The organism is Chelativorans sp. ZYF759 (assembly GCF_012911015.1).
In the GTDB taxonomy this organism is placed as follows: Bacteria; Pseudomonadota; Alphaproteobacteria; order Rhizobiales; family Rhizobiaceae; genus ZYF759.
Map to the genome: position 1 here is coordinate 1 of NZ_WVVV01000017.1, position 26045 is coordinate 26045.

Consider the following 26045-nt stretch of genomic DNA (forward strand, 5'->3'; position numbering starts at 1 on the left):
CGATGCCAGGGCGGATGTGTTCGATTACATCGAGCGCTTCTACAACCCTCGGCGACGGCACTCGACACTGGGCTATCTGAGCCCCGTCGAGTTCGAGGAGCAAGCTATGTTAGCTTAACCTGGTGTCCGAAAAACCGGCAGCAGGCCAGCCTCCCGATCTGCAATATCGATCGCCCCCAGAAGCCGCTCCAGTTGCGCCTTAAGCTTCAGCTTTATTGTGTCCATTCGCCCGCGAAGACTCGGTTAGTACACCGTTGTGGAACGCTGGAAATCGCAACGCAATCGCTCGGGACAGCTCATAAACAGAGAATCAAGGGAAGCAATTGGGGGAGAGCAAGTTTACGTAGTGCCCTTTAGGTTCGCTGAACCTGATGAGGCGAACGGATGCAGAACATGGGGCCGAAAACGCCCTTTTGCGTAGTGCTCGCTTCCCGGATTTCCTAGGGTTCCAGCCCGGGCCACGATGTTGACATCGTAGGGGTCACAGGTTCAATCCCTGTCACGCCCACCATCCGGCCTTCAAATCACGATTGGCATCTGAAGCGATTCGCCCGAAGGCGAGACGGAGCCGTTAGAATCCGCTTATTTTGTACTTGAAGTTTTGACCACAAGTTGCCTGTACAACTGCGGAATTTTCAATTCACTGCTTCATCCCCTTCAGTGGCATAAAACTGCAATCCGACACCCGTAGGTTCAGACCTGCTCGGTTGATGTCTTGGCGTTCCGGAACCGAGCCCTGACGCCAATCATGCCGGGAGAACAGCGATGCGCGTTGCGATGGTCGGAACCGGCTATGTCGGTCTTGTTTCGGGCGCCTGCCTCGCCGATCTCGGTCATGAGGTCGTCTGCGTCGACAGAGACGCACAGCGGCTGGCAATGCTGCACGATGGCCGGATCCCGATTTACGAACCCGGCCTCGATCTGCTGGTCGCTGCGAACGTCGCCAGAGGACGCCTACGCTTCACCGGCGAAATTGGCGACGCGGTAGCTGGGGCCGAAGTCATCTTCATTGCCGTTGGGACGCCGCCGCGCGAATCCGACGGCCACGCCGCTATGAACTACGTCTATGCGGCCGCATCCGGGATTGCCGCAGCGCTCACGGGCTATGCGGTGATCGTGACGAAGTCCACGGTACCGGTGGGGGCCGGCGATGAGGTGGAGCGCATCATCCGTGCCCATCGGCCGGCGGCGGCCTTCGATGTCGTGTCGAACCCCGAATTCCTCCGCGAGGGATCGGCGATCGCGGATTTCATGCGCCCTGACAGGGTGGTGATCGGCGTTGGAAGCGAACGCGCGCGCGGCGTGATGGATCGGCTCTATGCGCCGCTCGCAAGAGACGGCGTTCCGCTTGTCCACTGCGAGCGCCGGACGGCAGAGATCACCAAATATGCGGCCAATGCGTTCCTGGCGATGAAGATCAGTTTCATCAACGAGATGGCGGATCTTTGCGAGCAGGTTGGCGCCGACATTGAGGAGGTTGCCGAAGGAATCGGGCTCGACCGCCGAATCGGGACGGGGTTTCTCAAGGCCGGGCCGGGATATGGCGGCTCGTGTTTTCCCAAGGACACGATGGCGCTCGTGAAGTCTGCGGAAGAGGTGGGCACGCGACTTCGCCTGGTGGAAGCCACCATCGCCGTCAATGAAAGCCGCAAGCGCGAAATGGGCAATCGTATTATCCGGGCGTGCGATGGCTCCGTGCGTGGCAAAACCATCTGCCTGCTCGGCCTCACCTTCAAGGCCGACACGGACGACATGCGCGCCGCGCCGGCCCTGGCCATTATCCGCACGCTTCAGGAGCATGGCGCATTGGTGACAGCCTATGATCCCGCAGGGATGGGAAAGGCGGCTGCCCTGCTCAAGGATGTGACCTTCGCCACGACTGCATATGAGGCCGCCGCGGGGGCCGATGCGGTGGCGATCGTGACGGAATGGGACCAGTTTCGGCAGCTGGATCTTTGCCGGTTGGCGGAGGTCGTGCGGGGGTGCGTCCTGGTAGACCTGCGCAATATCATCAGCGGGGAAGCGGCGGTGGCGGCCGGGTTCCGCCATCTTCCGATTGGGCGGGCGGCGACCTCTCAGGCACTGGCGGATACGGCGGCTATCAAGGCCGATCCGATGTGGCAGGGCATGCGCAAGGCTTCATGAGGCCTTTCTTTGCCAAGGGCGCCGGAAGATCCGGCCGTCGATCACCAGCAATCCCAGCAGGATCAGCGCCATCCCGGCCAGTTCGAAGGCCTCAAGGCGCTCCGACAGAAAGAGTGCGCCGAGCAGGATGGCGCTGACCGGTACCAGCAGAGTGACCAGCGATGCATTGGTGGCGCCGGCGGAGGCGATGATGGAGAAATAGAGGATGTAGGCGAAGGCGGTCGAGACGAGCGCAAGAGCCAAAACGGCCGCCCAGACGGGCGCGCTGCCGACAAATAGCGCGGCCGGCCCATAGGCGAACAGGACGATCGGGATCATGATGACGCTGGAGGCAGACAACTGCCCAGTCGCGACAATGGCGGGCGGCAGCTTGCGGAAGCGGCGGGCATGAAGTGCGCCTAGCGCATAGGAAAGGGCCGTGCCTATCAGGCAGAGCTTGGCCCATACCGGTCCGCCCAGGCCCGTCAGCAGGCCGGGGCCGATCATCACCGCCGTTCCGAGAATGCCGAGCAGGATGCCGATCAGTTTTGCGGTGGTGAATTTCTCGTCCTCGGTCAGGGCGTTGGCGAGGATCACCGTCCAAAAGGGCGTGGTGGCGTTGAGTACAGCCGCCAGGCCGGCGCCGATCTCGGTCTGGCCGAGAAACATGAGCGAAAATGGAATGACGTTGTTGATGAGGCCCAGCACCAGGAAGCTGCCGGCCAGCGGCAGGGCGAGCGAGAACGAGGGGCCGCGAACGGCAAGATAGATATGCAGCGCTGCTGCGGCCAGCACGACCCGGAACAGCACCAGCACCAGAGGCGGGATCTCTGCCACCGCTATCGCCGAAAAGAAGAAGGAGCCGCCCCAGAGCAGCCCGAGCGTAAACAGCATCGTCCAGTCGCGGAGCGACATCTGGGAGGAAGGGGTGGCGGCGGGTTTGGGCATCGGCACGGGTTGCGATTGCGGGACGCCTCGTCCTCTATAGATGGCCACTAGAGGAAACCACCCGAATCGGGATCTGGCACAGCGTATGGTGCGTTGTGGGCGGACTGGGGACGGCAGAACCAAGGGAACCACATGCGACGTTACGAAAATGCCCGGCAGGCGGCACTCGACCTTCGGCCCGACGAGCCCGTCTACGGATTTCGTCCGGAGGTTCTCAAAGCGGACGCGGTCGGCTTCATGGAGAAGTTCCCCGGCAAGACGGCCTATGCGGTCAAGACCAATGGTGAGCCTATGGTCCTGAAGACGCTGGCCGATGCCGGCATCTCGGCCTTCGACGTCGCGTCGCCGGCAGAATTCGCGGCAGTGCGGGCCGTCGCGCCGGCGGCGGAGATGCTCTACATGCACCCCGTGAAGGCGCAATCCGACATCAGGCTGGCGCTGGAGGAGTACGGCATCAGGGCGATCGCGGTCGATCACGAAGACGAGATCGCCAAGCTCAACCGTATGGTGCGCGCGCTCGACATCGATCCGGGCTCGATGACGGTCTTCGTTCGCATACAGACCAAGGGCAGCGCTGCTTACGAACTGTCGAAGAAATTCGGTGCCGGCCCGGCGGCAGCCGTCGAGTTGCTGCGGCGGCTGGACAAGTCGGGATACAGGGTCGGCATCTGCTTCCATGTCGGCAGCCAGATCGAAGACCCCGATACCTACGAGCGTGCCCTGGCTTCGGCCGACTGGGTGAGAAATCGCGCCGGGGTCAAGATTGCGGCGCTGGACGTAGGCGGTGGCTTTCCCGCCGAATACGGTCACGACCCCAACCGCAAGAAGCCGGACATGCCGTCGCTGGACGAAATCATGGCCCGGCTGCGCGGCGACATCACCGAATGGGGCTTCGACGACATGCCGCTGGTGGCGGAGCCGGGAAGGGTGATCGTGGCGCGCGCCTTTTCGCTGATCGTCAGGGTGCTGCTCAGAAAGGGCCGGCGGCTCTACATCAATGACGGCATCTGGGCGTCACTGTCGGATTCGTGGACCGGGAAGATCACGCTGCCGGCCCGCTTCATTCCCGATCCGGCCATCCGCAACCGAAATGGCGACCGCCAGAAGATCGTGCCGTTCAAAGTCTGCGGCGCGACCTGCGACAGCGTGGACATCCTGTCGCGGCCTTTCTGGCTGCCGGAGACCGTCGATACGGGCGACTGGATCGAGATCGGGCATATCGGAGCCTATTCTCTGTCGCTTAGGACCCGCTTCAATGGGTTTTATCCCGACACGTTCGTCGAGATCACCACGCCCTTCGAGGAGGGTACGCAACCGGAGGGCTTCGCCAGCCTCGAGACGATGGCGGATTGAATGAAGGTCAAGCGGATCGTCGCCAACCTCGCCACGCCTGATCTGGCGGCTGCGAGGACCTTCTACCAGGACGTGCTGGGACTGGATCTCGTCATGGATCTGGGATGGATCAACACCCTGGGAAACGGCGAGCAGATGAGCGTGCAGATCAGCGTAATGTCGGAGGGCGGATCGGGTACCGCTGTCCCCGACATCTCCGTCGAGGTCGACGACCTGGATGCCGCACTGCGACGGGTGGGCGCGGCCGGCATCGCGGTTGAATACGGACCCACCGAAGAGCCCTGGGGCGTGCGCCGCTTCTATGTTCGAGATCCCTTTCAACGCCTGATCAACATCGTGTGCCATCTGTGACGATTTGTTGGGTGCAGCCGCTCCCGATCAACTTTGGTCTATCCCGTGCAATGTGATTTTGCGAATCGCTGCTTTCATGGCCCGTAGGTGGTGAAGGGCTTTGATTCGGGACCACTGGGATGCGGAAATCACTCGTCTTCTCGGGGCTGGCGCTGGCCGGCCTGCTCATTGCTACATTTTCTCATGCGCGGTCTCCGGCGGAGGCCTTTCAATCGGTCTTCGGTCCCTGCCGCGGTGAGACCTGCGTGATCTCTTCCAATCCAGGCGGCAACGTGCGTCAGTTCCTGGCAGCGGCTTCCGAGATACTTCGCGGGGCCAAGCGCATGGTGGTGATTGATGGGACGTGTGCCTCGGCATGCGTCATTTTCGCCGACGTGGCGCGAGAACGGGTCTGCATTACGCGGAACGCTCGCTTTGCCTTCCACAAGGCGACGGTCTTCAGGGCCGAGCAGGGGCGCTCGGGTGAACACATGCGCGCCGTTGGCCGGCGCGATCCTGTCCATTCCCGCGACATTGCCAGTTGGGTCCACCGCAATGGCGGGTTCCCGGTCAATGGGATGCGGGTCATGAGCAATCGCGACGCCGGCCAGTTCTGGCGTCGCTGCCAGATCCGCCGCTGAAGCCGATTGGCATGGCCGATTGAACCGATCGGCCATTCCCGTCCACCTTGTCTCGAAGCCACAAGGTGACGACAGGTTGGAACAGGCACGGACAAGGGCAAAAGAAAGGGCGTTCGACGATTATCTCGTCGCGTCCTCCAGGCTCGGCGACGCCAAGGCCTTTGCGCTCTTGGTACGGCGATGGAACGGCCGGTTGATTGCCCATGCCTGGCGCCTTCTGGGCAATCGCGATGACGCACGGGAAGCAGTCCAAGAGGCCTGGACGGAAATCCTGAGTGGGCTAGCCGGCCTTCATGATGCCCGAGCCTTTCCGGCATGGGCCTACCGCATTGTCTCGCGTCGCTGCGCCCGGCAGATCGGTCAGGCGCAGGCCCGAAGGCGCTTGGCGGAGACAATAGCCAACCAACCCGAAATCCCGGCGGCAGAAGCCGTGGCCGCCAACGACATCGATCGGCTTCGTGTAGCGATCCGTGGCCTACCGGCAGCCCAGCGCGCTGCCGTCGCGCTCTTCCACCTGGAAGAGATGAGCGTGGCCGAGGTGGCGGTTGCGCTCGGCGTGCCTGCCGGCACGGTCAAGACGCGGCTCATGCATGCACGCGAGAAGCTGCGCAAGGTTCTGCAAGGAGAATGACGATGAGAGACATAGACAGAATGATCGATGAGGCGATCTATGAGGAGGAAGGCGAACTGCTGCGCCAGATCGGCGAGGAGCCAGGCTTCTTTTCCCAGTTTTTCAGTGTCTTCGGAGGGCGCACGGGATGGGTCAACGTGCTGCTCATGGTGGTGCAGACGGTGCTTTTCGTGGCCGGCGTGTGGGCGGCCTGGATGTTCTTTGCTGCCGCTGATCCCGTCTCCCAGTTACGCTTCGGCCTGCCGGCGGCGGTGCTCCTGCTCATGGCGCTGATGCTGAAAATGATGGTGTGGCCTGCGTTCCAGACCAACCGCTTGCTGCGCGAGATGAAGCTGATCCAGCTCCAGCTCGCGCGCAGGGGCGATGTAGAAGGCTCCAGCAAGTAGACGGTACGGCGTCAGAAGACCCTAGAGCCGTGACATCAGCGCCGGCGTCGGCCAGCCGTCGACCGGCAGGCCCAGCCGGATCTGTTCCTGGCGCACAGCTTCGCGAGTCATCACGCCCAGAATGCCGTCCGCGCCGCCGACGTCGTAGCCGAGCCCTTCCAGCCTGCGCTGCAACTGGATCATCTGATCGCGGTCGAGGCCGGCTTCGGGGCTGCGTCGGTCAAAGGCGGGCGCGCCGGCAAGGCGGGTTGCCAGGTGCCCGGCGGTCAGCGTGTAGATGAAGGACTGGTTCCACTCGAGATAGACGTCGAAATTCGGGTAGAGCAGGAAGGCCGGGCCGCGATGGCCCTGCGGCAGGGCGAGGCCCGCAGCCGGGCGGCTCGCATCGAGCGGGCTACCATCATGACGCGTCACGCCCCATTCGGCCCACTGCGAGATCGGCAGCCGATTGGATCGACCGGTTTCCTCCCACGGCAGGTTGGCGGGAAGGCGGACTTCCTCCATCCAGGGTTCGCCGGGGCGCCAGCCGCGATAGCGGATCTTGTTGGCGGTGGTGAGGATGACATCGGGCACCGAGCGGCGGATGTCGACACGCCCGTCGCCATCACCGTCGACTCCGAGATTGCGGATGTCGCGCGGCAGCATCTGTGTCTGGCCGATCTCGCCGGCCCAGGCCCCCTGCACGTCGGCGGGCAGCGCGCCTTCATCGATCAGCTGCAGCAGCGGCACGACGTGGGGCCGGAAGAGCTCGGGCCGCCGGCAATCATGGGCAAGCGTCACCAAGGCGTTCAGGGTGTTGAAGTCGCCCTGCACGGCGCCGAAATCGGTTTCGAGCGCCCAAAAGGCCGTAATGACCGCACCGGGCACGCCATATTCGCGCTCGGCGCGCTGAAACAGGTCGGCGTGCTGTTGCAGCAACTGCCTGCCGCGTTGCAGGCGATCGTTGCTGATCATGCGGCCGGAGAACTCTGTGAAGGTCTGCGAGAAGACGCGCTGGCCGCGATCACGTTGCAGAACGCGATCATCGATGCGGGCATTGGCGAATGCCTGCAGACCGCGCTGGCCGACGCCTTCGGCACGCGCTTCCTGTTCGATCTGCGCTTTCCATTCACCAAAATTGCCGCCGCATTGCTGGGCCAGCGCTGGGGAGGCCATGGCCAGAACGGCCGCCACTGTCGCAAATCCAGCCAAAAATCTCATCCGCACGCTCCGATGGTTGGGAAGTTGTCCTATCTAGCGCTAACAGTCGCGAAAAACAGGCGCAAATTGGGCGCTCGGTCCGCGGATTTCAGCGTAAGTGGGTTCTGAGCCATTCCTGCCACTGGGCCGCAGTCCCGTTGAAGACGTTGATGTCGGCGTCGCCTTTGATGCCGGGGACGATGCCGGTGCCGGTATATTGCCAGAAGCGATAGCTCTCGCCCGGATAACGCGCGACGGGGTGGGCGGCGACGGAACGCAGCCAGTAGTCATAGCCGCGAAACTCGTGCAGGCGGTTGTCGCGGTAGAAATCCACCGTCGTGTAGATGATGGGGCGCTTGCCGTAGTGGCGCTCGAGCGCGTCGAGGAAGATCTTCATCTCGCGCTGCACCTCGTCGGCAGGAGGGCGCAGCCGGCAGGTGGGCGAGAGGTGGTTCCACTCCATGTCGAGCACGTGGGGCAGCGAGGTTGCGTCGCGCGGCACGTTCTCGATGAACCAGCGCGCCTGTTCGATTGCAGGGCGGCAGAAATAAAAGAAGTGATAGGCAGAACGCGGGATGCCGGCCCGCACCGCACCGCGCCAGTGGCGTTCGAACATGGGGTCGCGCATGTCGCCGCCCTCGGTCGCCTTGATGAACACGAAGGAGATGCCACTGTCGCGGGCCGCTTCCCAATCGATGTCGCTCTGGTAGCGCGAGACGTCGGTGCCGTGGATCTCGTAGTGCCACGGCGTGCGCGCGGGCCACTCGACGGGCCGCCTGTCCTCGAAGCGGGGACTGCGCACAGCCGCTGCGAACGGTGCGAGGACCGAGCCGGTCGTCGTGGGCGCAGAGGTGGGCGCGAGGTCGGCGAGATTGTATCTACCGCTCGTGCAGGCGGTGAGGGCGATCAGCGTGGCAATCAGGAACAGGGTGTGGCGCATGTCTTTCCGGCGGCAAGGATTCGTGTGTCGGGGATGCCGCCCCCTCAAGGCACGACGTCGTCGGTGGATTGAACATTATCAGAGTTGCACGGGACTTGCCGAGCCGTTCTATATCCCGATTTGCGGCAGAAGGGTGCGACGCGACGCATCCGAAGGGGCGGGGCATGCGAATCATCTCGAAAATTCTGAAATGGGGTATCCTGGCCGCGCTCGCGTTGGCAGGCGGCCTGGCGGGGTGGCTGCATTTCGCTCCGCCTGATCTGGTTCGGCTCGGGACGGCCTATTCGGCGAAGATCGTTTGTTCGAACGTGTTCATTGCAGACCGGGACGGGCAGGAAGTGCTTTCTGTCGATGTCCAGTCGCCGGGCCATCCGCTGCTCGGATATATCGATGTGGATGTCGATCAGGAAAGCGAGATCGTGACGGCACGCCTTCTCGGCCTGTTCGCGCCGGCAGTCGCGGGCCATCGGGCGGGCTTCGGCTGCGCGACGATGCAGGATGGCACGGCAGGGGCCACCGAACTTCCTGCCCAACCGCCGCTACCTCCCGTCAACACGACCGCGCAATGGCCGGTCGGAGAGCGCGTAGCGGGTGAGAATCCGGCCATCGCTGCGATCATCGCCAATGAGGAGATCGCGGGGGCAGGCATGCGTGCGGTCGTGGTGGTGCATCGCGGCCGCATCGTGGCCGAGCGTTACGCGGATGGATTTTCCGCCGAAACGCCGCTGCTGGGCTGGTCGAAGACCAAGACGGTGACGGCCGCGCTGGTGGGGACGCTCGTGCGCGAAGGTCGCCTGTCGCTCGACCAGTCGGAACTGATGGACATCTGGTCGGTGGACGAACGCGCCGACGTCACGCTGGCCGATCTGCTTGCCATGTCGAGCGGGCTCGAATTCAACGAGGATTATGGCGACGTCACCGATGTCACGCGGATGCTCTATTTCGAGCCCGATATGGCGGGTTTCGCCTCTGGCAAGGAACCGGTGTCGCCGCGCGGCGCAAGCTTCAACTACTCGAGCGGTACCTCGGTGCTCGTCTCCCGCATCTGGCAGGATTCCTTCGGCGACCCGCAGGAGGCCCTGCGATGGCCGCGCGCGGCGCTGTTCGATCCGTTGGGCATGACCAGCGCGGTGCTGGAGACTGACGCCAGCGGAACCTTCGTCGGTTCCTCCTACCTCTATGCCTCGGCGCGCGACTGGGCCCGCTTCGGCCTCTTCCTGGCGCGCGATGGGCGCTGGTTCGGTCGGCAGATCCTGCCCGAAGGTTTCGTGGACTGGATGCGCGAGGAGGCTCCGGCCTCCGACGGCGTCTACGGGCGCGGCCATCTCTGGCTCGTGGGTCCAGGCGGCGACGATGCGAGCTTCGACCTACCGGAAGATGTATTCTGGCTGCGCGGCCACGACGGGCAGACGACGGCGGTCATACCCTCCTTGGATCTTGTCGTTGTGCGCTTGGGGCTGACGCCCTCGCGGCTTGGCTACCGTCCGCAGCAGATGGTGGCATTGATCGCCAATGCCGTCAGACAGTAGGACACGGGCAAGAACCTCATAACATGTGAACCACTGTTTCATCCTGTAACCCGTTGTTATGAAACGACTGGGCAATCCGCTCGTTTTTCCTTCAGCCTCGCAACCGAGGTGCACGAGTTTTCAACTGAGAAGGAGAACGACGATGAAAAAGTTTGTTGCAGCTTCGCTTTCCGCTTTTGCTTTTCTGGCGCTTGCCGCTTGCACGGATGAGCCCGCTGGAGATCCCGGCATGATGCAGGAGCCCGCGCAGACCGAGCCGGCACCGGCTACGCCGCCGGCTGACCCGGTGCAGTAAGCAACGGCACCATAACGGGGCACCCCTTGCGGGGTGTTCCCCTCAGGAAAGGTCGGGTCTTGCCCGGCCTTTTCTTTTTGTCGTTGTGTGTCAGGGGCTTGTTGCCAGCTGCTGGCGAGGAGATTCCATCGCGCGCCGAAAGGGGATAGGGTTTCGCGTGTGAGCACGAGAGGGATTCGATGGAATACAGGCGCATCGGCCAAAGTGGCCTGAAGGTATCGCAGCTCTGTCTGGGGTGCATGAGCTTCGGCGGGGCCGGCGGACCGACGCATCCATGGGCCATGGACGAGGCTGCCGCGCGGCCATTTTTTCGGCGCGCCGTGGAAGCTGGCATAAATTTCTTTGACACGGCCAACGCGTATAATCACGGAGCCAGCGAAGAGGTCACGGGTCGCGCATTGAAGGAATTCGCCCGCCGCGATGAGGTGGTGATCGCCAGCAAGGTGGGCTTGAGCATGGGCGAGGGGCCATTACAGCGGGGACTGTCACGCAAGCACATCATGGAGCAGATCGACGGTACGTTGCGGCGGCTCGGCACTGACCATGTCGATCTCTATTACATCCACCGGCTGGATCCGGACACGCCCTTCGAGGAGACGCTGGCTGCGCTGGACGATATCGTGCGGGCCGGCAAGGTACGCTATCTCGGTGCGTCCTCCATGTGGGCCTGGCAGTTCGTAAAAATGCGCGAGATGCAACTCGCCAACGGCCTCGCCCCCTTTGTCGCGATGCAGAATTTCTACAATCTCGCCTATCGCGAGGAAGAGCGCGAGATGATCCCCTATTGCATCTCGGAAGGCGTCGGTCTGATGCCGTGGTCGCCGCTTGCGCGCGGGTTTCTGGCAGGCGGAAGATCAGATAGCGCCCCTTCCAAGCGCGCGGGCGAGGACAATCTGCGCTCCAAGTTCTTCGGTTCGCCGGCCGATCTCGCTATTCTCAAACGCGTTCAGGGCGCAGCGGACCGCCTCGGCATTTCGGCGGCGCAGGTGGCGCTCGCATGGGTGATGGGGCGAGCCGGCGTCAGCGCGCCCATCTTCGGTGCGACGAAACTCGAGCAGCTCGAGGAAGCCATCAGGGCAACCGAGGTGCGGCTCGACGACCGGACCACGAGGTCGCTGGAATCGGCCTACAGGCCGCGTGCGCCCATGGGGCACGCCTAGGCCGAAGGGGAGCGAGGGGTAGGTCGGGTCCATGTCGGTCTGGTTGCGCATCGGAGAATTTGTCTCGCGGGTCTCATCATCGACTCTTTCGGGTCTGATCGAGGCGCTGCGCACGACCTTCACGGCCGATCCACAGTTGCGGCGCAACGTCGCCTTTTCCATCGCGATGATCGCGCTCTCCGCCAAGATGGCGAAAGCCGACGGCATCGTGACGGATGAAGAGGTGAAGGCGTTTCATCGCCTGTTCGAAGTTCCCGATGGCGAACTCCGCAACGTCCAGCGGCTCTTCGATCTCGCAAAACAGGATGTCGCCGGCTTCGAAACCTATGCCGAGCGGCTGGCCCAGTTGTGTGGTTCGGGGACCGAGAATTGCGAGATGCTGGGCGATATTCTGGACGGTCTGTTCCACATCGCGTCGGCCGATGGCTTCCTGCATGAGCGGGAACAGGCGTTCCTCACACGCGTGGCCGAGATATTCGAGATCGACCAGGAGCATTTCGATGCCATCCTGCGGCGCCATGTCGATGGCGGGAGGGAAGATCCCTACCGGATTCTCGGCGTGTCGCGCGATCACAGCTTCGCCGAAATTCGAAAACACTACCGGCGGCTCGTCTCGGAGAACCACCCTGACCGTCTGATAGCGCGCGGCGTGCCGGCGGAGTTCGTTGCGATCGCCAACAGCAGGCTGGCCGCGTTGAATGGCGCGTTCGAGCGGATCGAGCGGGACATGCGCGTCTCATGATCTCGCCGGAGCATGAGGGCGCCACCTTCGTGGCCTCGCCAAATTTTGGCGAACGCCGGGACGGTTTGCTGCCCGAGATATTGCTGTTGCATTACACCGGCATGGCCACTGGGCAGGCCGCGCAGGACTGGTTGTGCAATCCCGTCAGCGACGTGTCGTGTCACTATATCGTCCATGAAGACGGCAGGATCGTGCAGATGGTGCGCGAGGCCGACCGCGCCTGGCATGCTGGCCGGTCGTGGTGGCGCGGGCAAGGTGACGTCAACTCGCGGTCGATTGGCATCGAGATCGTGAATATCGGGCATGAGGGCGGGCTGCCACCTTTTCCCGTCGGCCAGGTCGACGCGGTGATCGCGCTTTCGCGAGGTATCAAGGCGCGCCACGGAATCTCCGACGCCAGGGTGCTTGCTCATTCCGATGTGGCCCCCGGCCGAAAGATCGACCCTGGCGAACGATTCCCGTGGGCTCGGCTGGCGCGCGAAGGCATCGGCCTCTACGTGCCGCCCGTCCCGCTTCTGGACGGCGAGGCGCTGCGCCAGGGCGACCGAGGTGCGGAGGTGGTCGCACTCCAGAGCAGGCTGGCCGCCTACGGCTATCATCTCCCAGTCGACGGGCTGTTCGGCACCACGACATGCAGGGTGGTCGAGGCCTTCCAGCGACATTTTCGACCGGCAAAGGTTGACGGCATCGCGGATCGTTCCACGCGTCAAACCCTTTCAATGCTTCTGGAAGCGGCCGATCTGCAAGCCTGCTGAGCAGGCGGAGCCTTACAGCCGGTCACGAAAAGTGACTGGTCTTGACATGTTTGCCGCAAATTGAACCGTCACAGACCGCGCCCGTTGCCGGGCCGTCTTTGTGTGTCGCCCGGTATCTCGTTCCAATCGACCGCCGCCCGTGGGCGTCGGCCAACAAGAAAATCGGGTGACCATGCACAAAATGACCGTTCTTGCCGCAGCGCTCGCTGCCGGCATCTCCAGCCTCACGCTTACTTCCAACGCTGGTGCGGCCGAGGACCAAATCACCAATCTTGAGGCCTATCAGCAAACCGGCATGGGCCGTTTCATGCTCGGCTTGTACGGGGAACCGCAGGAGGCGGACACGCAAAGCGCAGCCCTGGTCGAGGAAGGCAAGGCCGAGGCGCTGCAAGGGGCAACCACCCAGCGCCAGCAGCCGTATGCCGAGATCATTTCCCGCCATGCGCAGCGTCTCGGTGTGCCGGAAGGACTCGCGCATGCGGTGATCCAGGTCGAGAGCAACTATCGGGCTAGCGCGCGCGGCCAGGCGGGCGAGATCGGGCTGATGCAGATCAAGCCGGCCACCGCCCGTGGCATCGGTTTTTCGGGCAACACGCAGGCGCTCTTCGATCCTGAGACCAACATCCGCTACGGGATGAAGTATCTGGCGCAGGCCCGCCAGCTTGCCGGCGGAGATCTGTGTGGCACGATTTTGCGCTACAATGCGGGGCATGGCGCGACACGGATGAACCGCATCTCGTCGAACTACTGCAACCGCGTGCAGCGGATCATGGCGGGCGCCTGAGCGACGCCAGTGCCGCTTCCGGCGGAGCAGGCCGGAACGGCCTTGCGTTTTGTCGCCAAAGCACCTTTATACCGCTCACCAGCCGGCCGGGCGGCCGCGCGCGCATTCGCCGAAAGGCAGCGCGCGAGGAAAGTCCGGGCTCCGAGGAAACACGGTGCCGGATAACATCCGGCGGGGGCGACCCCAGGGAAAGTGCCACAGAAAGCAAACCGCCCCGCGCGCCGCTCGGCTCATGCCGGCGGAGCATCAGCGGGGCAAGGGTGAAAGGGTGGGGTAAGAGCCCACCGCGCGACCGGCAACGGAAGCGGCACGGTAAACCCCACCGGGAGCAAGACCGAATAGGGACGGCGTGAAGGGCAACCTTCGGGCAGTTTCCTGCCCAGCCGTCCGGGTAGGTTGCACGAGGCGGATGGCAACATCCGTCCCAGAGGAATGGCCGCCACGTCAGGGCGTCCCGCAAGGGGTACCCGGGCCATACAGAACCCGGCTTATAGGCCGGCTGGTAATTTTATGATTTTTCAGCGGCTTGGATCGGTCTCCCTAGAGGCCGATTCAAGCCGTTGCGAAACCGATTCAATCAGCCTCCCAGCGTTCAGGTCGCCACCTCGTCGAGCGCGGCCGAGATGGCAGCCCACAATTCCTCGCAGGGTTCGCAACCGATCGAGAGACGGACGAAACCCGGCTCGACAGCATCACCCCAGCGTGCGCGGCGCTCGGCGGAGCTGTGCACGCCGCCGAAAGAGGTGGCGGGCAGGATCAGCGTGCATGTCTCGATGAAGCGGTCGGCAGCCTCTGCCGAGGCCAGCGTCAGGCCGATCAGGAACCCGAAGCGGCGCATCTGACGGCGGGCGAGATCATGATCCGGATGGCCGGCCAGGCCCGGATAGACGACGGAACCAACTGCTACGTGTTCGGCCAGGCGCGGTGCGATTGTCTCGGCACTCGTGCACATCCGCTCAAAACGAAGTTCCAGTGTCTCCAGTCCGCGATGGACGAGCCAGGCTTCGAAGGGGCCGGGTATCGAGCCGGACAATTTGCGCCAGTCGCGCATGGCCTGAAGGAGCGGCTCATCGCGCGAGGCAACGTGGCCGAACAGCGCGTCGGAATGACCGTTGGGTGCCTTGGTGTCGGCTGCCACCACGATGTCGGCACCCAGGTCGAGCGGGTTCTGGCCGAAGGGCGTCATGGTCGTGTTGTCGACGACGAGCACGGCGCCCGCCTCTTTCGCCAGCGTCGCAGCCTGCTGCAGGTCGCAGAGGTCGAGGCCTGGATTGGAAGGTGTCTCGGCGAAGACAAGGCTGTAGCCTTCAAAACCTTTCTCAAGGAACTGGCGTGTGGGGCGCAGATCGAATGAGACGCCCAGGCGGTTCAGGAAGCGCTCGGAGAGGATGCGTGTCGTGTAGTAGCCATCGGCGGGTAGCAGGATGCGGTCGCCCGACTTCACCGCAGCGAAGATCGCCGCTGCGATGGCGGCCATGCCGGATGGAAAGGCGAGGGCGGGGGCGCCGTCGAGGTGACCGAGAAGTTCTTCCGTTGCCTCCCAGGTCGGATTGTCGAAGCGGCCATACTGCGCGAATCCGGCTGGATCGCCCGGCAGGTTGAATACGCTTGTGGGGGTGATGGGCAGGCTGACGGGCGCGCCTTTGCCCAGGCTGCGCTGGCGCAGATGCAGAAGCTCCGCGGCGCGTCGGGATATCGGGTCGGTCATGCTGGTTCCATGGTCGGTCGGCTTCGGATCTTGAGCAAGGCAACGGGCTCTAACACTTCGTTAGGCTTAATGGAGCATAAAGCAAAGAGGGCCTCCTCCCCGGAAATTTGGCGTGTGGAGAGCCCGCCAGTGTAACCTGTTCCCGTTGACGCCCATATGTGCCCATGGTATCCCTTCTGAACGTTCAAGACATCGTCTCAGCTTCGAGTGGCGCGTTCTTCGCACCGCTGATCCATGCGGTCGGCGGACAAGACAATTTTGTGCCGTCACGGCCGGCGACCGGCGCGATTTCGGGCGCTTGCGGGCAGGTGAGCAGGCAAATCAGGGAGAGCATGCCGTTTTCGGCGCCGGTGATGCATGGAGCGATTTCTCTCAAATGCGGTGAACAAGATCGACGCCAAGGGCCGCGTCTCGGTTCCGGCACATTTTCGCTCGGTTCTCGCCAAGAGGGGCTTCGACGAACTCTATGCATTGCGGTGTCTCGATCAGCCGGCTCTGGATGTCGGCGGCATGGATCTTCTGGAGCGTTACGAGGCGCGGATCGAGGCGGAGGATCCCTTTCAGCAGACGGCAGACGACATGTCCTATTTCATTCATGGGGACGGAGCGTTCCTGAAGCTCGATCAGGACGGACGCGTCACGGTCAACGATTTCATCCGCGAGCAGACGGGCATCTCATCGGAGGTGGCTTTCGTTGGGCGCGGGACATTCTTTCAGATGTGGGAGCCTTCGCGGCTCGCGACGCATGCGCGTCAGGTTCGCGAAAGGTTGTTGCGATTGAGGTCGGTGGGGGACAGCCGACGGAGCGAGGACCCGGAATGATGACGGATCCCGGCGCGGAGGATGGCGCCGGTGGCGGACCGATCCGTCACATTCCGGTCCTTCTCCAGGAAGTGTTGCGTAGCCTCTCCGCTGGTCCAGGTCAGACGATTGTGGACGGCACGTTTGGGGCGGGCGGCTATTCGCGGGCAATTCTGGAGGCAGGGGCGCGTGTCGTCGCGCTTGACCGCGATCCACGTGCGATCGCTAACGGGCAGCGGATGGTGCACGAATTCGCCGGGCGCCTGCGGCTTGTCGAGAGCGTATTCTCAGAACTCGATCAGGCCGTGCATGAACCGGTCGATGCCGTCGTTCTGGATGTTGGCGTCTCCTCAATGCAGCTCGACGAGGCTGAGCGCGGGTTCTCTTTCCGGGCGGACGGGCCGCTCGACATGCGGATGGCGTCGACAGGGCCGACGGCCGCCGAGATCGTCAACGGGTTCAAGGTCGGTGATCTGGCACGCATCTTCGGCTTCCTCGGCGAGGAGCGCCAGGCGGGGCGGATCGCACGGATGATCGAGCGCAAGCGCGCTGAACGTCCGTTTCGCACGACGCGCGAACTGGCGGAGGCGGTGGAGGCTGTCCTGGGGAATAATCCCAAGGTGAAAATTCATCCGGCGACGCGAACCTTCCAGGGGCTGCGTATCTTCGTCAATGACGAGCTGGGCGAACTCGCCAGGGCGCTTTTTGCCGCCGAGCGCGTGCTCAAACCCGGCGGTCGTCTCGTCGTCGTAAGTTTTCATTCGCTGGAAGACCGCATCGTGAAGCGTTTCATCGCCGACCGCAGCGAGGCGCCAGCGGGCTCACGCCATCTGCCGGTTCAGGCTGCGCCTGCGCCAACTTTCGAGAAACTCGGTGGCGTCGTGGCCTGCTCGCACGAGGAGGCCGAGCGCAATCCGCGTGCGCGATCCGCCAAACTGCGCGCCGCCCGACGCACTGATCGGCCGGCGCGTGCCAGCGACATTTCCATTTTCGGCCTGCCCGAGCTGCCCTATCCGGCTCGGGCCGAGAAGAGGTAGACCCGCGTGTTTCGAACCACGGACATCGTATTGATCGCGGTAATGATTTCAGCCGCCGCCTTCACCTACAAGACCAAGCACGACGCTGAAATCCGTTACTCGGAGATCCGCCGGCTTGAGTCCCAGATTCGGGTTCAGGAGAACGCGGTCAACGTCCTGCGCGCCGACTGGAGCCTGCTCACGCAGCCGTCGCGGCTGCAGCGCCTGGCAGAGCGCTACGAGGAGGATCTGGGCCTGGTGACGGTCGAGCCGCAGCAGTTCGGCCGTCTCGACCAGATACCGGTGCGCGAGTTTGGCATCGAGGACATTCTCGGTGGCGCCGGCGAAAGTTTCGCCGAGAGCGATACCGCCCAGTCGAGGACAGTGCGATGATCGGGCGCTGGTTTTCCAGGAAAGGCAGCAAGGGCTGCGAAGAGCAGGCCGCGCCGATTGTCGTCAAGGGCGCGCGCCAGCGCTCGGCGGGGGATGCGCGGCTGCGCATCGGCATGACCATGGCGGTCTTCTTCGGCATCTATGCCGTGATCGGCGGCCGTCTGGCGTATCTGGGGATGCAGGAGGTCGAGGCCGGCGGCCCACCTCCCGCCCGCGTGACCGCATCGCGCCCCGACATTGTCGACAGGAATGGCGAAGTCCTGGCGACCGACATCAATACCGCCTCCCTGTTTGCCGAACCGCGCCGCATCGTGGATGTGGACGAGGCGGTCGAGAAACTGCTCACCGTTCTACCCGATCTCGACGTCGAGATGGCCTATCGCCGGCTGAGCACCCAGGCGGGCTTCGTTTGGCTACGCCGGCAATTGTCGCCACGCCAGCAGCAGGCGATCATGGATCTGGGCGTTCCGGGCCTCGGTTTCCGCACCGAGAAACGGCGCTTCTATCCCGGCGGGCCGACGGCCGCGCACGTGCTCGGTCTCGTCAATGTCGACAATAATGGCATTGCCGGGATGGAGAAGTGGATCGACGATCAGGGGCTCGCCGAATTGCGCGCACTGGGTCTCGTGGACGAGGGTAGCCTCGAGCCGGTCCGGTTGTCGCTCGACCTGCGTGTCCAGCACATCGTGCGCGACGAACTCGTTCAGGCCATGGAACGCTACGACGCGATCGGGGCGGCGGCAACCGTGGTCAATGCGCGCACCGGCGAGGTCATGGCTATGGTATCGCTGCCCGATTACGATCCCAACAATCCGTTCAATGCGCATGAGAAGGATCGGCTCAACCGGATCACGGCCGGCGTCTACGAGATGGGTTCGACCTTCAAGATCTTCGCGACCGCAATGGCGCTGGATTCCGGTCTCTTCAATCTCAATTCCCGCTTCGATGCCAGCCATCCGATCCGGATTGCCGGCCACTGGGTGCGCGATTTCCGCGGCCGTGGCCGCGTCCTGACCTTCCCCGAGGTTTTCATCTACTCCTCCAACATCGGCACCGCGCGCATGGCGGATGCCGTGGGAATCGAGGGTCACCGTGAGTTTCTGGCCCGCCTCGGTCTGCTCGACCGGATGAAGACGGAACTGCCCGAAGTGGCCCGTCCGACGGAGCCGGCCACCTGGCGCAAGATCAACTCGATCACCGCCTCCTTCGGTTACGGCGTCTCGACGACGCCGATGCAGACGGCCATCGGCTCGGCCGCGCTGCTCAATGGCGGTAAACTGATCAACCCGACCTTCCTTCCGCGTTCGGAAGAAGACGCGATGGCCAATGCCGTGTCGGTGGTCGATCAGTCGACAGTGGACGCCATGCGCTACATGTTCCGCGTGACAGTCGAATCCGGCACGGCGACGCGCGCCGAAGTCCCCGGCTACTTCGTCGGCGGCAAGACCGGCACGGCGGAGAAGGTCGAGAACGGTCGCTATGTCAGCGGCAAACGCTTCAATGGCTTCGTGTCGGCGTTCCCCTCTCAGGATCCGGAATATGTGGTTCTGGTGGTCCTCGACGAGCCGAAACCGGAACGCCCCGGTATCGGCGCGACGGCCGGCCTCAATACTGCCCCGGTTGGGGGCAATATCATCCGCCGCTCGGCAGCCCTGCTTGGCGTGAAGCCCGATTTCGGCCAAGACAGTGGGACATTGCTGGTTTCGCACCAGTGATTCTGCCGTGCCACCAAAGAAGGGCAGCCATTCGTTGCTGATGACCGGACAATCATGAAGCTTGAGGCCTTAGCGCCAGTACTGCCGCTTGCCGATGCCCGCCGCGGCGAGATTGAGATCACCGGCATTGCCTCGGATTCGCGGCGGGTCGAGAAAGGTTTCCTGTTCGCTGCCCTGAAGGGGAGCAAAGATGATGGGTCGCGCTATCTGGGTGACGCCATTGCCCGGGGCGCGGCTGCAGTGATCGTCGCGCGCGGCGGCAGTCACGGCGGAGCGAGCGTGCCGCTGATCGAGGTCGATGATCCACGGCTGGCCCTCGCGCAGGTTTCCGCTCTCTACCACGGCCGCCAGCCGGAGACGATGGTCGCGGTGACGGGTACCAGTGGCAAGACGTCGGTCGCTTCCTTCGCGCGGCAGATCTGGGCGCACGCAGGCCTTGCGGCAGCCAGTATCGGGACGACGGGCGTGACAGCGCCGGGACGGGTCGAATACGGCTCTCTCACGACGCCTGATCCAGTCGCGCTGCACGCGCTCCTGGCAGAACTCTCCGAAGCCGGCGTCACGCATGCGGCCATGGAAGCCTCGAGCCACGGTCTAGATCAGCGCCGACTGGACGGGGTGCGACTGGCTGCCGGCGGCTTCACCAATCTCGGCCACGACCACATGGACTACCATGCCTCGCTGGAGGAGTATCATGCCGCCAAGATGAGGCTGTTCGATACGCTGCTTCCAGCAGGCGCGCCGGCAGTGATCTTTGCCGACGACGAATGGTCCGACCGCACGATCGCGGTAGCCGCCGCCGCCGGCCTCGATGTGCGAACAGTCGGCCGCAAGGGCGATTTCCTTCAACTGAAGCGGGTCGAACACGAACGTTACCGCCAGCGCGCGGAGATCGTGGCCGAGGGGCGTATCCACGAGGTCGAGGTGCCGCTGGCCGGTGGCTTCCAGCTTTCCAACGCCCTTGTCGCGGCCGGTCTCGCGATCTCGACAGGCCTGTCGCCTGATGTGGCTCTGGCTGCGCTGAAACATCTGGAAGGCGCGTCGGGAAGGCTGGAACTGGTCGGGACGGCCCCGAATGGCGCGCCAGCCTACGTCGATTACGCCCACAAGCCCGAAGCGCTGGAAAACGTGCTGACCTCCGTGCGGCCCTTCACCACCGGCAGGGTGGTGGTGGTCTTCGGATGCGGCGGCGATCGGGACCGGCTGAAGCGACCGATTATGGGGGAGATCGCCTCCAGGCTTGCCGACGTGGTGATCGTGACCGATGACAACCCACGCTCCGAGGAACCCGCCTCGATCCGCGCGGCGATCATGGCCGCGGCGACCGGCGGCTTGGAAATCGGCGACCGGCGGGAGGCGATCCGCCATGCTGTGGGCCTGCTGCAGCCCGGCGATACACTGATTGTCGCGGGCAAGGGCCACGAGGAAGGCCAGACCATCGGCGAAGAGACGCTGCCCTTTTCCGATCATCAGGAGGTCAGGGCGGCGCTTTCGGGAGCATCCGCATGACGCCGCTCTGGACGAGCCAGGCGCTCGTGGCGGCGGTCTCAGGACGCCCCGTCGGGAAGATGCCGGAAGGTGTCTCCGGCATCTCAATCGATAGTCGAACTTTGAAGCCAGGCGATGCCTTCTTCGCCATCAAGGGCGAGAAATTCGACGGACATGATTTCGCGACCGCCGCAATAAAGGCGGGAGCTGGCGTGCTGGTGGTGGCCGAAGGGCGGCTGCCCGCGCTCGGGCGCATCAATGTGCCGATGATCGTCGTGCCGGACGTGCTGGCGGCGCTCCAGAAGGCAGCCGTTGCGGCTCGTGCGCGGACACGGGCACGCATCATCGCCGTGACGGGGTCGGCTGGAAAGACGACGACCAAGGACATGCTGCGCGAGGTATTGTCGGCAGCTGGCACCGTGCATGCGGCCGACCGTTCCTTCAACAATCATTGGGGCGTACCGCTGACGCTCGCCCGCATGCCGGCCGACTGCGACTACGCGGTGTTCGAGATCGGCATGAACCATGCCGGCGAAATCCGGCCGCTGTCGCAATATGTGCGTCCTCACATCGCGATCGTGACCATGATCGCCGCAGCCCATCTCGGCCATTTCGCCAGCCTCGAAGAGATCGCGATGGCCAAGGCGGAGATATTCGAAGGCGTGGAGAAGGGCGGTCACGCGCTGATCAACCGCGACGACAAGCGCTGGCGCCTGCTTGAAAAGGCAGCCCGGGAGACCGGCGTCGAGCATGTCTGGGGTTTCGGGCAGAACGGTAGAGCGACCTTCCGGCTGATGGAATGGCAGCAGGGCAGCGAGGATTCGACGGTAAAAGTGCGGCTTGCGGGCGAGGAACACACGGCGCGCATAGGGCTTCCCGGACGCCATATCGTGCAGAACGCGCTGGCAGTGATGGGCGCAGCCTATTTGGCCGGTGCCGACATGTCCAAAATCATGATTGCGCTGTCGGCTGTGCGGGCGGGCGAGGGCAGGGGCCGGCGTCACCGACTGGCGCATCCCAAGGGAACGTTCACGCTGATCGACGAAAGCTACAACGCCAATCCGGCTTCGATGAAGGCGGCAGTCGATCTGCTCGACGCGACCACGGTTGGCGAGGGCGGCCGCCGCATCGCGGTTCTGGGCGACATGCTGGAACTCGGCATCCACTCGCAGAAGCTCCATGCCGAACTCGCCCAGCTGATCGCGGGATCGCAGATCGATCTGGTTCTTCTGGCCGGCGAGGAGATGCGCGCATTGGCCGAGGCCGCACCAGAAGGGCGCGAGGTCCGCCACTTCGTCAGCCTTGGCGATCTCGAACAGGCACTCAACCAGGCAGTCGGGCCCGGCGACGCCGTGATGATCAAATCATCCAACGGTATCGGCTTTTCAAAGCTTGTCGCGGCGATGCTGAAGTTCTATCCGGAAGCCAAATCCGCAACGCGGGGCGCCAAGGCGCAATAAGAAGTAGGGTCGGGGGACAGGTTCCATGATGCTGATGCTTGTTGGACTGGCCGACCAGTTTTCGGTGTTCAACGTCTTTCGCTACATTACATTCCGTTCTGGTGCAGCACTGATCACGTCCGCGCTGATCGTCTTCATGTTCGGGCCGATGATCATCAATTCGTTGCGTGTGCGCCAGGGCAAGGGCCAGCCCATTCGCGCGGACGGCCCGCAGACCCATTTCAAGAAAGCCGGCACCCCCACCATGGGTGGGCTGATGCTGATGACGGGTATCCTGGGCTCGACGCTGCTGTGGGCCAATCTCAGCAGCACGCTGGTCTGGGTCGTGCTTATGGTCACGGTGTGCTTCGGCGCCATCGGTTTCTATGACGACTACATGAAAGTGACGAAGCAGTCGCATATGGGCATTTCCGGGAAGGTGAGGCTGGGGCTTGAGTTCCTCGTTGCAGGCATTGCCTCCTATCTCATCATGCAGACAGGCCCGCAGCCATTCTCCTCGTCGCTGACCTTTCCGTTCTTCAAGGATTTCCTGATAAATCTTGGCATCTTCTTCGTGCCTTTCGCGGCCTTCGTGATGGTGGGGGCGGCCAATGCGGTGAATCTGACCGACGGGCTCGACGGCCTGGCCATCGTGCCGGTGATGGTAGCGGCGGGGGCCTTCGCGGTGATTGCATACCTCGCCGGCAATGTCGTCTTCGCGGATTATCTTCAGGTCCACCACACGCCGGGCACGGGAGAACTCTCCGTGGTGCTGGCGGCGGTGATCGGGGCAGGGCTCGGCTTTCTCTGGTTCAACGCGCCGCCGGCTGCGATCTTCATGGGCGACACGGGCTCGCTCGCCATGGGCGGATTGATCGGCGCGATCGCGGTCGCCGCCAAGCACGAGATCGTTCTGGCCATCATCGGCGGACTGTTCGTGGTGGAGGCGCTGTCGGTCATCATCCAGGTGGGCTGGTTCAAGCTGACCGGCAAGCGCGTATTTCTCATGGCGCCGATCCACCACCATTTCGAGAAAATCGGCTGGACGGAAAGCCAGATCGTGATCCGCTTCTGGATCATTGCCGTCATCCTGGCGCTGATCGGCCTGTCCACGCTCAAGCTGCGATAGGGCATCATGATTCCCGCCAAGTGTTTTGCCGGCAAGCAGGTGGCCCTGTTCGGCCTGGGCGGATCGGGCGTGGCGACAGCCGAAGCCTTGATGGCCGGGGGGGCAAATGTCGCGGCCTGGGACGATAATCCGGAAACGCGCGAGCGGGCTTCTGACAGCGGCATTGACCTGGTCGACCTGCGCTCCGCGGACTGGTCGGGCTTTGCCTGCCTTGTCCTGTCGCCCGGCGTGCCGCTCACCCATCCCCAGCCGCATTGGTGCGTCGAGCTTGCGCGTCAAGCCAAGGTCGAGATCGTCGGCGACATCGAACTCTTCGCACGCGAAAGACGGGCAGTGGCGCCCGGCTCGCCCTTCATCGCCATCACCGGCACCAACGGCAAGTCGACCACCACGGCGCTGATCGCGCATGTGATCGCGGCATCGGGGCGGGATGCGCAGATGGGCGGCAATATCGGACGCGCCGTACTGACACTCAAACCGCCAGCGACCGACCGCTATCATGTGGTGGAATGCTCCTCCTACCAGATCGACTTGTCGCCGACGCTCGATCCCTCGGTCGGCATCCTCCTGAACCTGACGCCCGACCACATCGACCGTCACGGAACCTTCGCCCGATACGCGGCCGTGAAGGAAAGGCTGGTTGCCGGCAGCCGGACGGCGATTGTCGCGGTGGATGACGAGCACTGTGCGGCGATCGCCGACCGGGCCGAAATTCATGGGCAGAAAGTGATCCGGATTTCGACCGGCCGGGTCCTGCCCGACGGCTACTTCCTCCAGGAAACAGCATTAATGCGCGCCGAGAACGGGCATCTGCGGCAAGTGGCCGATCTTGCCGGCATGGCGACCCTGCGCGGACGCCACAACGCGCAGAACGCGCTCGCCGCTGTCGCTGCGCTTGAGGCAGCGGGACTTGAATCGTGGGAGATTGATGCCGGGCTGCGCAGTTTCCCCGGGCTGGCGCACCGCATGGAGTTGGTGGGGCGGCGCGACAAGGTTCTCTTCGTCAATGATTCCAAGGCCACCAACGCCGAGGCGGCCGCGCCGGCTCTTTCTACCTACGACCGCATCTACTGGATCGTGGGCGGGCTTGCGAAGGAGGGCGGTATCGACTCGCTGCAGCCGCTTTTCGGGCGCATCGCCAAGGCCTATCTCATCGGCGAGGCGGCCCCGGCCTTCGCCGCAGTCCTCGGCGCAACCATTCCTTATGAGATTTCCGGCACGATTCGCTCAGCTGTGGAAAACGCCGCGGCTGATTCGGCCCGTGACGATTCGCCCGAAGCGGTGGTGCTTCTCTCTCCTGCCTGCGCGAGTTTCGACCAGTTCAGGAATTTCGAAGTGCGGGGAGACGCGTTCCGTCAGGCTGTGATGGAACTGGATGACGTGGAAGCGATTGGAGAGACAGACTGATGGTTAGCCGCGTTGATCGCAGTCCGATGGCGAACTGGTGGTGGACGGTCGACCGCTGGTTCCTGGCCGCCTTCCTATGCCTCATGGGGCTTGGAGCGGTCCTTTCATTCGCCGCGAGTCCCGCGGTTGCCGAGCGCATCGGCCTCGACAGCTTCCATTTTGTGATCCGCCAACTCGTATTCATGATACCGGCGGTGCTGGTCCTGATCGGCGTGTCGTTCCTAGACCGCCGCAACGTTCGGCGTCTGGCGCTGGCGATGCTGATCGTCGCCCTGGCAATGATGGTGGCGGTGCTGTTTGTCGGCGCCGAGATCAAGGGCGCGCGGCGCTGGCTATATCTCTTCGGCGTATCCCTGCAGCCTTCCGAATATCTGAAACCCGCTTTCGTGGTGATCTCCGCCTGGCTTTTTGCCGAAAAGGCCCGCAACCCCGATATTCCGGGCAATCTTCTGGCCCTGCTTCTGCTGGCGGCGGTGCTCGCGCTTCTCGTGGCGCAGCCCGATCTCGGCCAGACGCTGCTGGTAACGGCGACCTGGGGCGCGATGTTCTTCATGGCGGGCATGCCCTGGCTGTGGATCATGCTCATCGGCGGCATCGCTCTTGGCGGTGCGGCCATGGCCTATACGGTATTCCCGCACGTGGCCGGCCGTATCGACCGCTTCATCACCGGCGAAGGCGATACCTATCAGGTCGACATGGGCCGCGAGGCGTTTGTGCGCGGCGGCTGGTTCGGTCAGGGACCGGGCGAAGGCTCCGTCAAGCGTATCCTGCCTGACAGCCACACAGACTTCATCTTCGCGGTCGCCGGCGAAGAATTCGGTCTGGTTGCCTGCATGATCATTCTCGGCCTCTTCGCCTTCATTGTCCTGCGCGGGCTCAACGCGTCCCTGCGCGAGCGGGACGACTTCACCCGCTATTCGGTGGCGGGACTGGTGGTGCTCTTTGGCCTACAGGCAATCATCAATATGGGCGTGAACGTGCAGCTCCTGCCGGCGAAGGGCATGACGCTGCCCTTCATCTCCTATGGTGGTTCCTCGCTCATCGCCATGGCGATCTCGATGGGCATGGTGCTGGCGCTGACGAGGGTACGGCCCGACAGGCTGAGCCGGGCAACTTTTGCCGATGCCCACCTGCCTGCCGCCGCGCGCTAGC

26 protein-coding genes and 1 other RNA gene are annotated in these 26045 nt (G+C 63.6%); 23 read left to right on the plus strand and 4 right to left on the minus strand.

Annotation, left to right across the window (positions count from 1 at the left end):
* Positions 1–118, plus strand: a 118-nt coding sequence (locus tag GRZ55_RS19730; protein WP_169288680.1) for an IS3 family transposase, incomplete at its 5' end; no start/stop codon positions are given.
* A gap of 647 nt (positions 119–765) precedes the next feature.
* Positions 766–2145 (plus strand): UDP-glucose/GDP-mannose dehydrogenase family protein, encoded by a 1380-nt coding sequence (locus tag GRZ55_RS19735; protein ID WP_169288681.1) that lies wholly within the window; start codon positions 766–768, stop codon positions 2143–2145.
* Here the strand turns inward: GRZ55_RS19735 and GRZ55_RS19740 are convergent.
* A complete protein-coding gene (locus tag GRZ55_RS19740; protein WP_246734895.1) occupies positions 2140–3072 on the minus strand; it encodes a DMT family transporter in 933 nt (310 codons plus the stop codon). The two genes, GRZ55_RS19735 and GRZ55_RS19740, sit on opposite strands and share 6 nt — an antisense overlap.
* Positions 3073–3204: 132 nt before the next feature.
* Between GRZ55_RS19740 and GRZ55_RS19745 the strand changes: the two genes are divergently transcribed.
* From GRZ55_RS19745 to GRZ55_RS19765, 5 genes are all read left to right on the plus strand, one after another.
* Positions 3205–4425 carry an alanine racemase gene (locus GRZ55_RS19745; protein WP_169288682.1) on the plus strand — a complete coding sequence of 407 codons (1221 nt, stop codon included), beginning with the start codon at positions 3205–3207 and terminating at the stop codon, positions 4423–4425.
* Positions 4426–4776 (plus strand): VOC family protein, encoded by a 351-nt coding sequence (locus tag GRZ55_RS19750; protein WP_169288683.1) that lies wholly within the window; start codon positions 4426–4428, stop codon positions 4774–4776.
* Between the two features lie 119 nt (positions 4777–4895).
* Positions 4896–5396 (plus strand): hypothetical protein, encoded by a 501-nt coding sequence (locus GRZ55_RS19755; protein ID WP_169288684.1) that lies wholly within the window; start codon positions 4896–4898, stop codon positions 5394–5396.
* Positions 5397–5472: 76 nt separating this feature from the next.
* Positions 5473–6027 (plus strand): RNA polymerase sigma factor, encoded by a 555-nt coding sequence (locus GRZ55_RS19760; RefSeq protein ID WP_169288685.1) that lies wholly within the window; start codon positions 5473–5475, stop codon positions 6025–6027.
* 2 nt (positions 6028–6029) lie between these two features.
* Positions 6030–6413: a DUF6768 family protein gene (locus GRZ55_RS19765; protein WP_169288686.1), complete on the plus strand. Its 384-nt coding sequence runs from the start codon at positions 6030–6032 to the stop codon at positions 6411–6413.
* A 21-nt stretch (positions 6414–6434) separates the two neighbouring features.
* On the opposite strand, the gene GRZ55_RS19770 is transcribed toward GRZ55_RS19765, so the two are convergent.
* Together GRZ55_RS19770 and GRZ55_RS19775 are read right to left on the minus strand one after the other, a co-directional pair.
* On the minus strand, positions 6435–7613 hold the full coding sequence (locus GRZ55_RS19770; protein ID WP_169288687.1) for a lytic murein transglycosylase: 1179 nt from the start codon (positions 7611–7613) through the stop codon (positions 6435–6437).
* 88 nt (positions 7614–7701) lie between these two features.
* Positions 7702–8532 carry a GH25 family lysozyme gene (locus tag GRZ55_RS19775; RefSeq protein ID WP_169288688.1) on the minus strand — a complete coding sequence of 277 codons (831 nt, stop codon included), beginning with the start codon at positions 8530–8532 and terminating at the stop codon, positions 7702–7704.
* Positions 8533–8696: 164 nt separating this feature from the next.
* On the opposite strand from GRZ55_RS19775, the gene GRZ55_RS19780 reads away from it, so the two are divergent.
* The 7 genes from GRZ55_RS19780 (at position 8697) to rnpB (ending at position 14304) form a co-directional block, all read left to right on the plus strand.
* Positions 8697–10061 (plus strand): serine hydrolase, encoded by a 1365-nt coding sequence (locus GRZ55_RS19780; protein WP_169288689.1) that lies wholly within the window; start codon positions 8697–8699, stop codon positions 10059–10061.
* A gap of 142 nt (positions 10062–10203) precedes the next feature.
* On the plus strand, positions 10204–10356 hold the full coding sequence (locus GRZ55_RS19785) for a hypothetical protein (protein WP_169288690.1): 153 nt from the start codon (positions 10204–10206) through the stop codon (positions 10354–10356).
* A 179-nt stretch (positions 10357–10535) separates the two neighbouring features.
* On the plus strand, positions 10536–11516 hold the full coding sequence (locus GRZ55_RS19790) for an aldo/keto reductase (RefSeq protein ID WP_169288691.1): 981 nt from the start codon (positions 10536–10538) through the stop codon (positions 11514–11516).
* Between the two features lie 31 nt (positions 11517–11547).
* Positions 11548–12258 (plus strand): DnaJ family molecular chaperone, encoded by a 711-nt coding sequence (locus tag GRZ55_RS19795; protein ID WP_169288692.1) that lies wholly within the window; start codon positions 11548–11550, stop codon positions 12256–12258.
* Positions 12255–13013 carry an N-acetylmuramoyl-L-alanine amidase gene (locus tag GRZ55_RS19800; protein ID WP_169288693.1) on the plus strand — a complete coding sequence of 253 codons (759 nt, stop codon included), beginning with the start codon at positions 12255–12257 and terminating at the stop codon, positions 13011–13013. The genes GRZ55_RS19795 and GRZ55_RS19800 overlap by 4 nt, the downstream gene beginning before the upstream one ends.
* Positions 13014–13152: 139 nt before the next feature.
* A complete protein-coding gene (locus GRZ55_RS19805; protein ID WP_368856650.1) occupies positions 13153–13797 on the plus strand; it encodes a lytic transglycosylase domain-containing protein in 645 nt (214 codons plus the stop codon).
* A 78-nt stretch (positions 13798–13875) separates the two neighbouring features.
* An RNA gene (rnpB, locus tag GRZ55_RS19810) (RNase P RNA component class A) lies at positions 13876–14304 on the plus strand.
* A gap of 85 nt (positions 14305–14389) precedes the next feature.
* On the opposite strand, the gene GRZ55_RS19815 is transcribed toward rnpB, so the two are convergent.
* A complete protein-coding gene (locus GRZ55_RS19815; RefSeq protein ID WP_169288694.1) occupies positions 14390–15505 on the minus strand; it encodes a cystathionine gamma-lyase in 1116 nt (371 codons plus the stop codon).
* Positions 15506–15862: 357 nt separating this feature from the next.
* Between GRZ55_RS19815 and mraZ the strand changes: the two genes are divergently transcribed.
* From mraZ to ftsW, 9 genes are read left to right on the plus strand one after another with little or no spacing between them, the layout of a single operon-like run.
* Positions 15863–16327 carry a division/cell wall cluster transcriptional repressor MraZ gene (mraZ, locus tag GRZ55_RS19820; protein ID WP_169288695.1) on the plus strand — a complete coding sequence of 155 codons (465 nt, stop codon included), beginning with the start codon at positions 15863–15865 and terminating at the stop codon, positions 16325–16327.
* Entirely contained in the window at positions 16324–17343 is a 1020-nt protein-coding gene (gene rsmH, locus GRZ55_RS19825) for a 16S rRNA (cytosine(1402)-N(4))-methyltransferase RsmH (RefSeq protein ID WP_169288696.1), read from the plus strand. Before mraZ ends, rsmH begins: the two co-directional genes overlap by 4 nt.
* Before the next feature lie 6 nt (positions 17344–17349).
* Positions 17350–17715, plus strand: a complete 366-nt coding sequence (locus GRZ55_RS19830) for a hypothetical protein (protein WP_169288697.1) — start codon at positions 17350–17352, stop codon at positions 17713–17715.
* Entirely contained in the window at positions 17712–19430 is a 1719-nt protein-coding gene (locus GRZ55_RS19835) for a penicillin-binding protein 2 (protein WP_169288698.1), read from the plus strand. Before GRZ55_RS19830 ends, GRZ55_RS19835 begins: the two co-directional genes overlap by 4 nt.
* Positions 19431–19484: 54 nt before the next feature.
* The gene (locus GRZ55_RS19840; protein WP_169288699.1) at positions 19485–20939 is read left to right on the plus strand and encodes a UDP-N-acetylmuramoyl-L-alanyl-D-glutamate--2,6-diaminopimelate ligase; all 1455 of its coding nucleotides are present in this window, start codon (positions 19485–19487) and stop codon (positions 20937–20939) included.
* On the plus strand, positions 20936–22378 hold the full coding sequence (locus GRZ55_RS19845) for a UDP-N-acetylmuramoylalanyl-D-glutamyl-2,6-diaminopimelate--D-alanyl-D-alanine ligase (RefSeq protein WP_169288700.1): 1443 nt from the start codon (positions 20936–20938) through the stop codon (positions 22376–22378). The genes GRZ55_RS19840 and GRZ55_RS19845 overlap by 4 nt, the downstream gene beginning before the upstream one ends.
* Positions 22379–22403: 25 nt before the next feature.
* Positions 22404–23486, plus strand: a complete 1083-nt coding sequence (mraY, locus tag GRZ55_RS19850) for a phospho-N-acetylmuramoyl-pentapeptide-transferase (RefSeq protein WP_169288701.1) — start codon at positions 22404–22406, stop codon at positions 23484–23486.
* Between the two features lie 6 nt (positions 23487–23492).
* Positions 23493–24893 carry a UDP-N-acetylmuramoyl-L-alanine--D-glutamate ligase gene (murD, locus tag GRZ55_RS19855; protein WP_169288702.1) on the plus strand — a complete coding sequence of 467 codons (1401 nt, stop codon included), beginning with the start codon at positions 23493–23495 and terminating at the stop codon, positions 24891–24893.
* Positions 24893–26044 (plus strand): putative lipid II flippase FtsW, encoded by a 1152-nt coding sequence (ftsW, locus tag GRZ55_RS19860; protein WP_169288703.1) that lies wholly within the window; start codon positions 24893–24895, stop codon positions 26042–26044. Before murD ends, ftsW begins: the two co-directional genes overlap by 1 nt.
* Position 26045 lies beyond the last annotated feature (1 nt).

What these genes read in the sequence shown, in the direction of transcription:
- GRZ55_RS19735 (WP_169288681.1), top strand. Translation starts at nt 766, where the DNA reads ATGCGCGTTGCGATGGTCGGAACCGGCTATGTCGGTCTTGTTTCGGGC.
- GRZ55_RS19740 (WP_246734895.1), bottom strand. Translation starts at nt 3,072, where the DNA reads ATGCCCAAACCCGCCGCCACCCCTTCCTCCCAGATGTCGCTCCGCGAC.
- GRZ55_RS19745 (WP_169288682.1), top strand. Translation starts at nt 3,205, where the DNA reads ATGCGACGTTACGAAAATGCCCGGCAGGCGGCACTCGACCTTCGGCCC.
- GRZ55_RS19750 (WP_169288683.1), top strand. Translation starts at nt 4,426, where the DNA reads ATGAAGGTCAAGCGGATCGTCGCCAACCTCGCCACGCCTGATCTGGCG.
- GRZ55_RS19755 (WP_169288684.1), top strand. Translation starts at nt 4,896, where the DNA reads ATGCGGAAATCACTCGTCTTCTCGGGGCTGGCGCTGGCCGGCCTGCTC.
- GRZ55_RS19765 (WP_169288686.1), top strand. Translation starts at nt 6,030, where the DNA reads ATGAGAGACATAGACAGAATGATCGATGAGGCGATCTATGAGGAGGAA.
- GRZ55_RS19770 (WP_169288687.1), bottom strand. Translation starts at nt 7,613, where the DNA reads ATGAGATTTTTGGCTGGATTTGCGACAGTGGCGGCCGTTCTGGCCATG.
- GRZ55_RS19775 (WP_169288688.1), bottom strand. Translation starts at nt 8,532, where the DNA reads ATGCGCCACACCCTGTTCCTGATTGCCACGCTGATCGCCCTCACCGCC.
- GRZ55_RS19780 (WP_169288689.1), top strand. Translation starts at nt 8,697, where the DNA reads ATGCGAATCATCTCGAAAATTCTGAAATGGGGTATCCTGGCCGCGCTC.
- GRZ55_RS19785 (WP_169288690.1), top strand. Translation starts at nt 10,204, where the DNA reads ATGAAAAAGTTTGTTGCAGCTTCGCTTTCCGCTTTTGCTTTTCTGGCG.
- GRZ55_RS19790 (WP_169288691.1), top strand. Translation starts at nt 10,536, where the DNA reads ATGGAATACAGGCGCATCGGCCAAAGTGGCCTGAAGGTATCGCAGCTC.
- GRZ55_RS19795 (WP_169288692.1), top strand. Translation starts at nt 11,548, where the DNA reads ATGTCGGTCTGGTTGCGCATCGGAGAATTTGTCTCGCGGGTCTCATCA.
- GRZ55_RS19800 (WP_169288693.1), top strand. Translation starts at nt 12,255, where the DNA reads ATGATCTCGCCGGAGCATGAGGGCGCCACCTTCGTGGCCTCGCCAAAT.
- GRZ55_RS19815 (WP_169288694.1), bottom strand. Translation starts at nt 15,505, where the DNA reads ATGACCGACCCGATATCCCGACGCGCCGCGGAGCTTCTGCATCTGCGC.
- mraZ (WP_169288695.1), top strand. Translation starts at nt 15,863, where the DNA reads ATGGAGCGATTTCTCTCAAATGCGGTGAACAAGATCGACGCCAAGGGC.
- rsmH (WP_169288696.1), top strand. Translation starts at nt 16,324, where the DNA reads ATGATGACGGATCCCGGCGCGGAGGATGGCGCCGGTGGCGGACCGATC.
- GRZ55_RS19835 (WP_169288698.1), top strand. Translation starts at nt 17,712, where the DNA reads ATGATCGGGCGCTGGTTTTCCAGGAAAGGCAGCAAGGGCTGCGAAGAG.
- GRZ55_RS19840 (WP_169288699.1), top strand. Translation starts at nt 19,485, where the DNA reads ATGAAGCTTGAGGCCTTAGCGCCAGTACTGCCGCTTGCCGATGCCCGC.
- GRZ55_RS19845 (WP_169288700.1), top strand. Translation starts at nt 20,936, where the DNA reads ATGACGCCGCTCTGGACGAGCCAGGCGCTCGTGGCGGCGGTCTCAGGA.
- mraY (WP_169288701.1), top strand. Translation starts at nt 22,404, where the DNA reads ATGATGCTGATGCTTGTTGGACTGGCCGACCAGTTTTCGGTGTTCAAC.
- murD (WP_169288702.1), top strand. Translation starts at nt 23,493, where the DNA reads ATGATTCCCGCCAAGTGTTTTGCCGGCAAGCAGGTGGCCCTGTTCGGC.
- ftsW (WP_169288703.1), top strand. Translation starts at nt 24,893, where the DNA reads ATGGTTAGCCGCGTTGATCGCAGTCCGATGGCGAACTGGTGGTGGACG.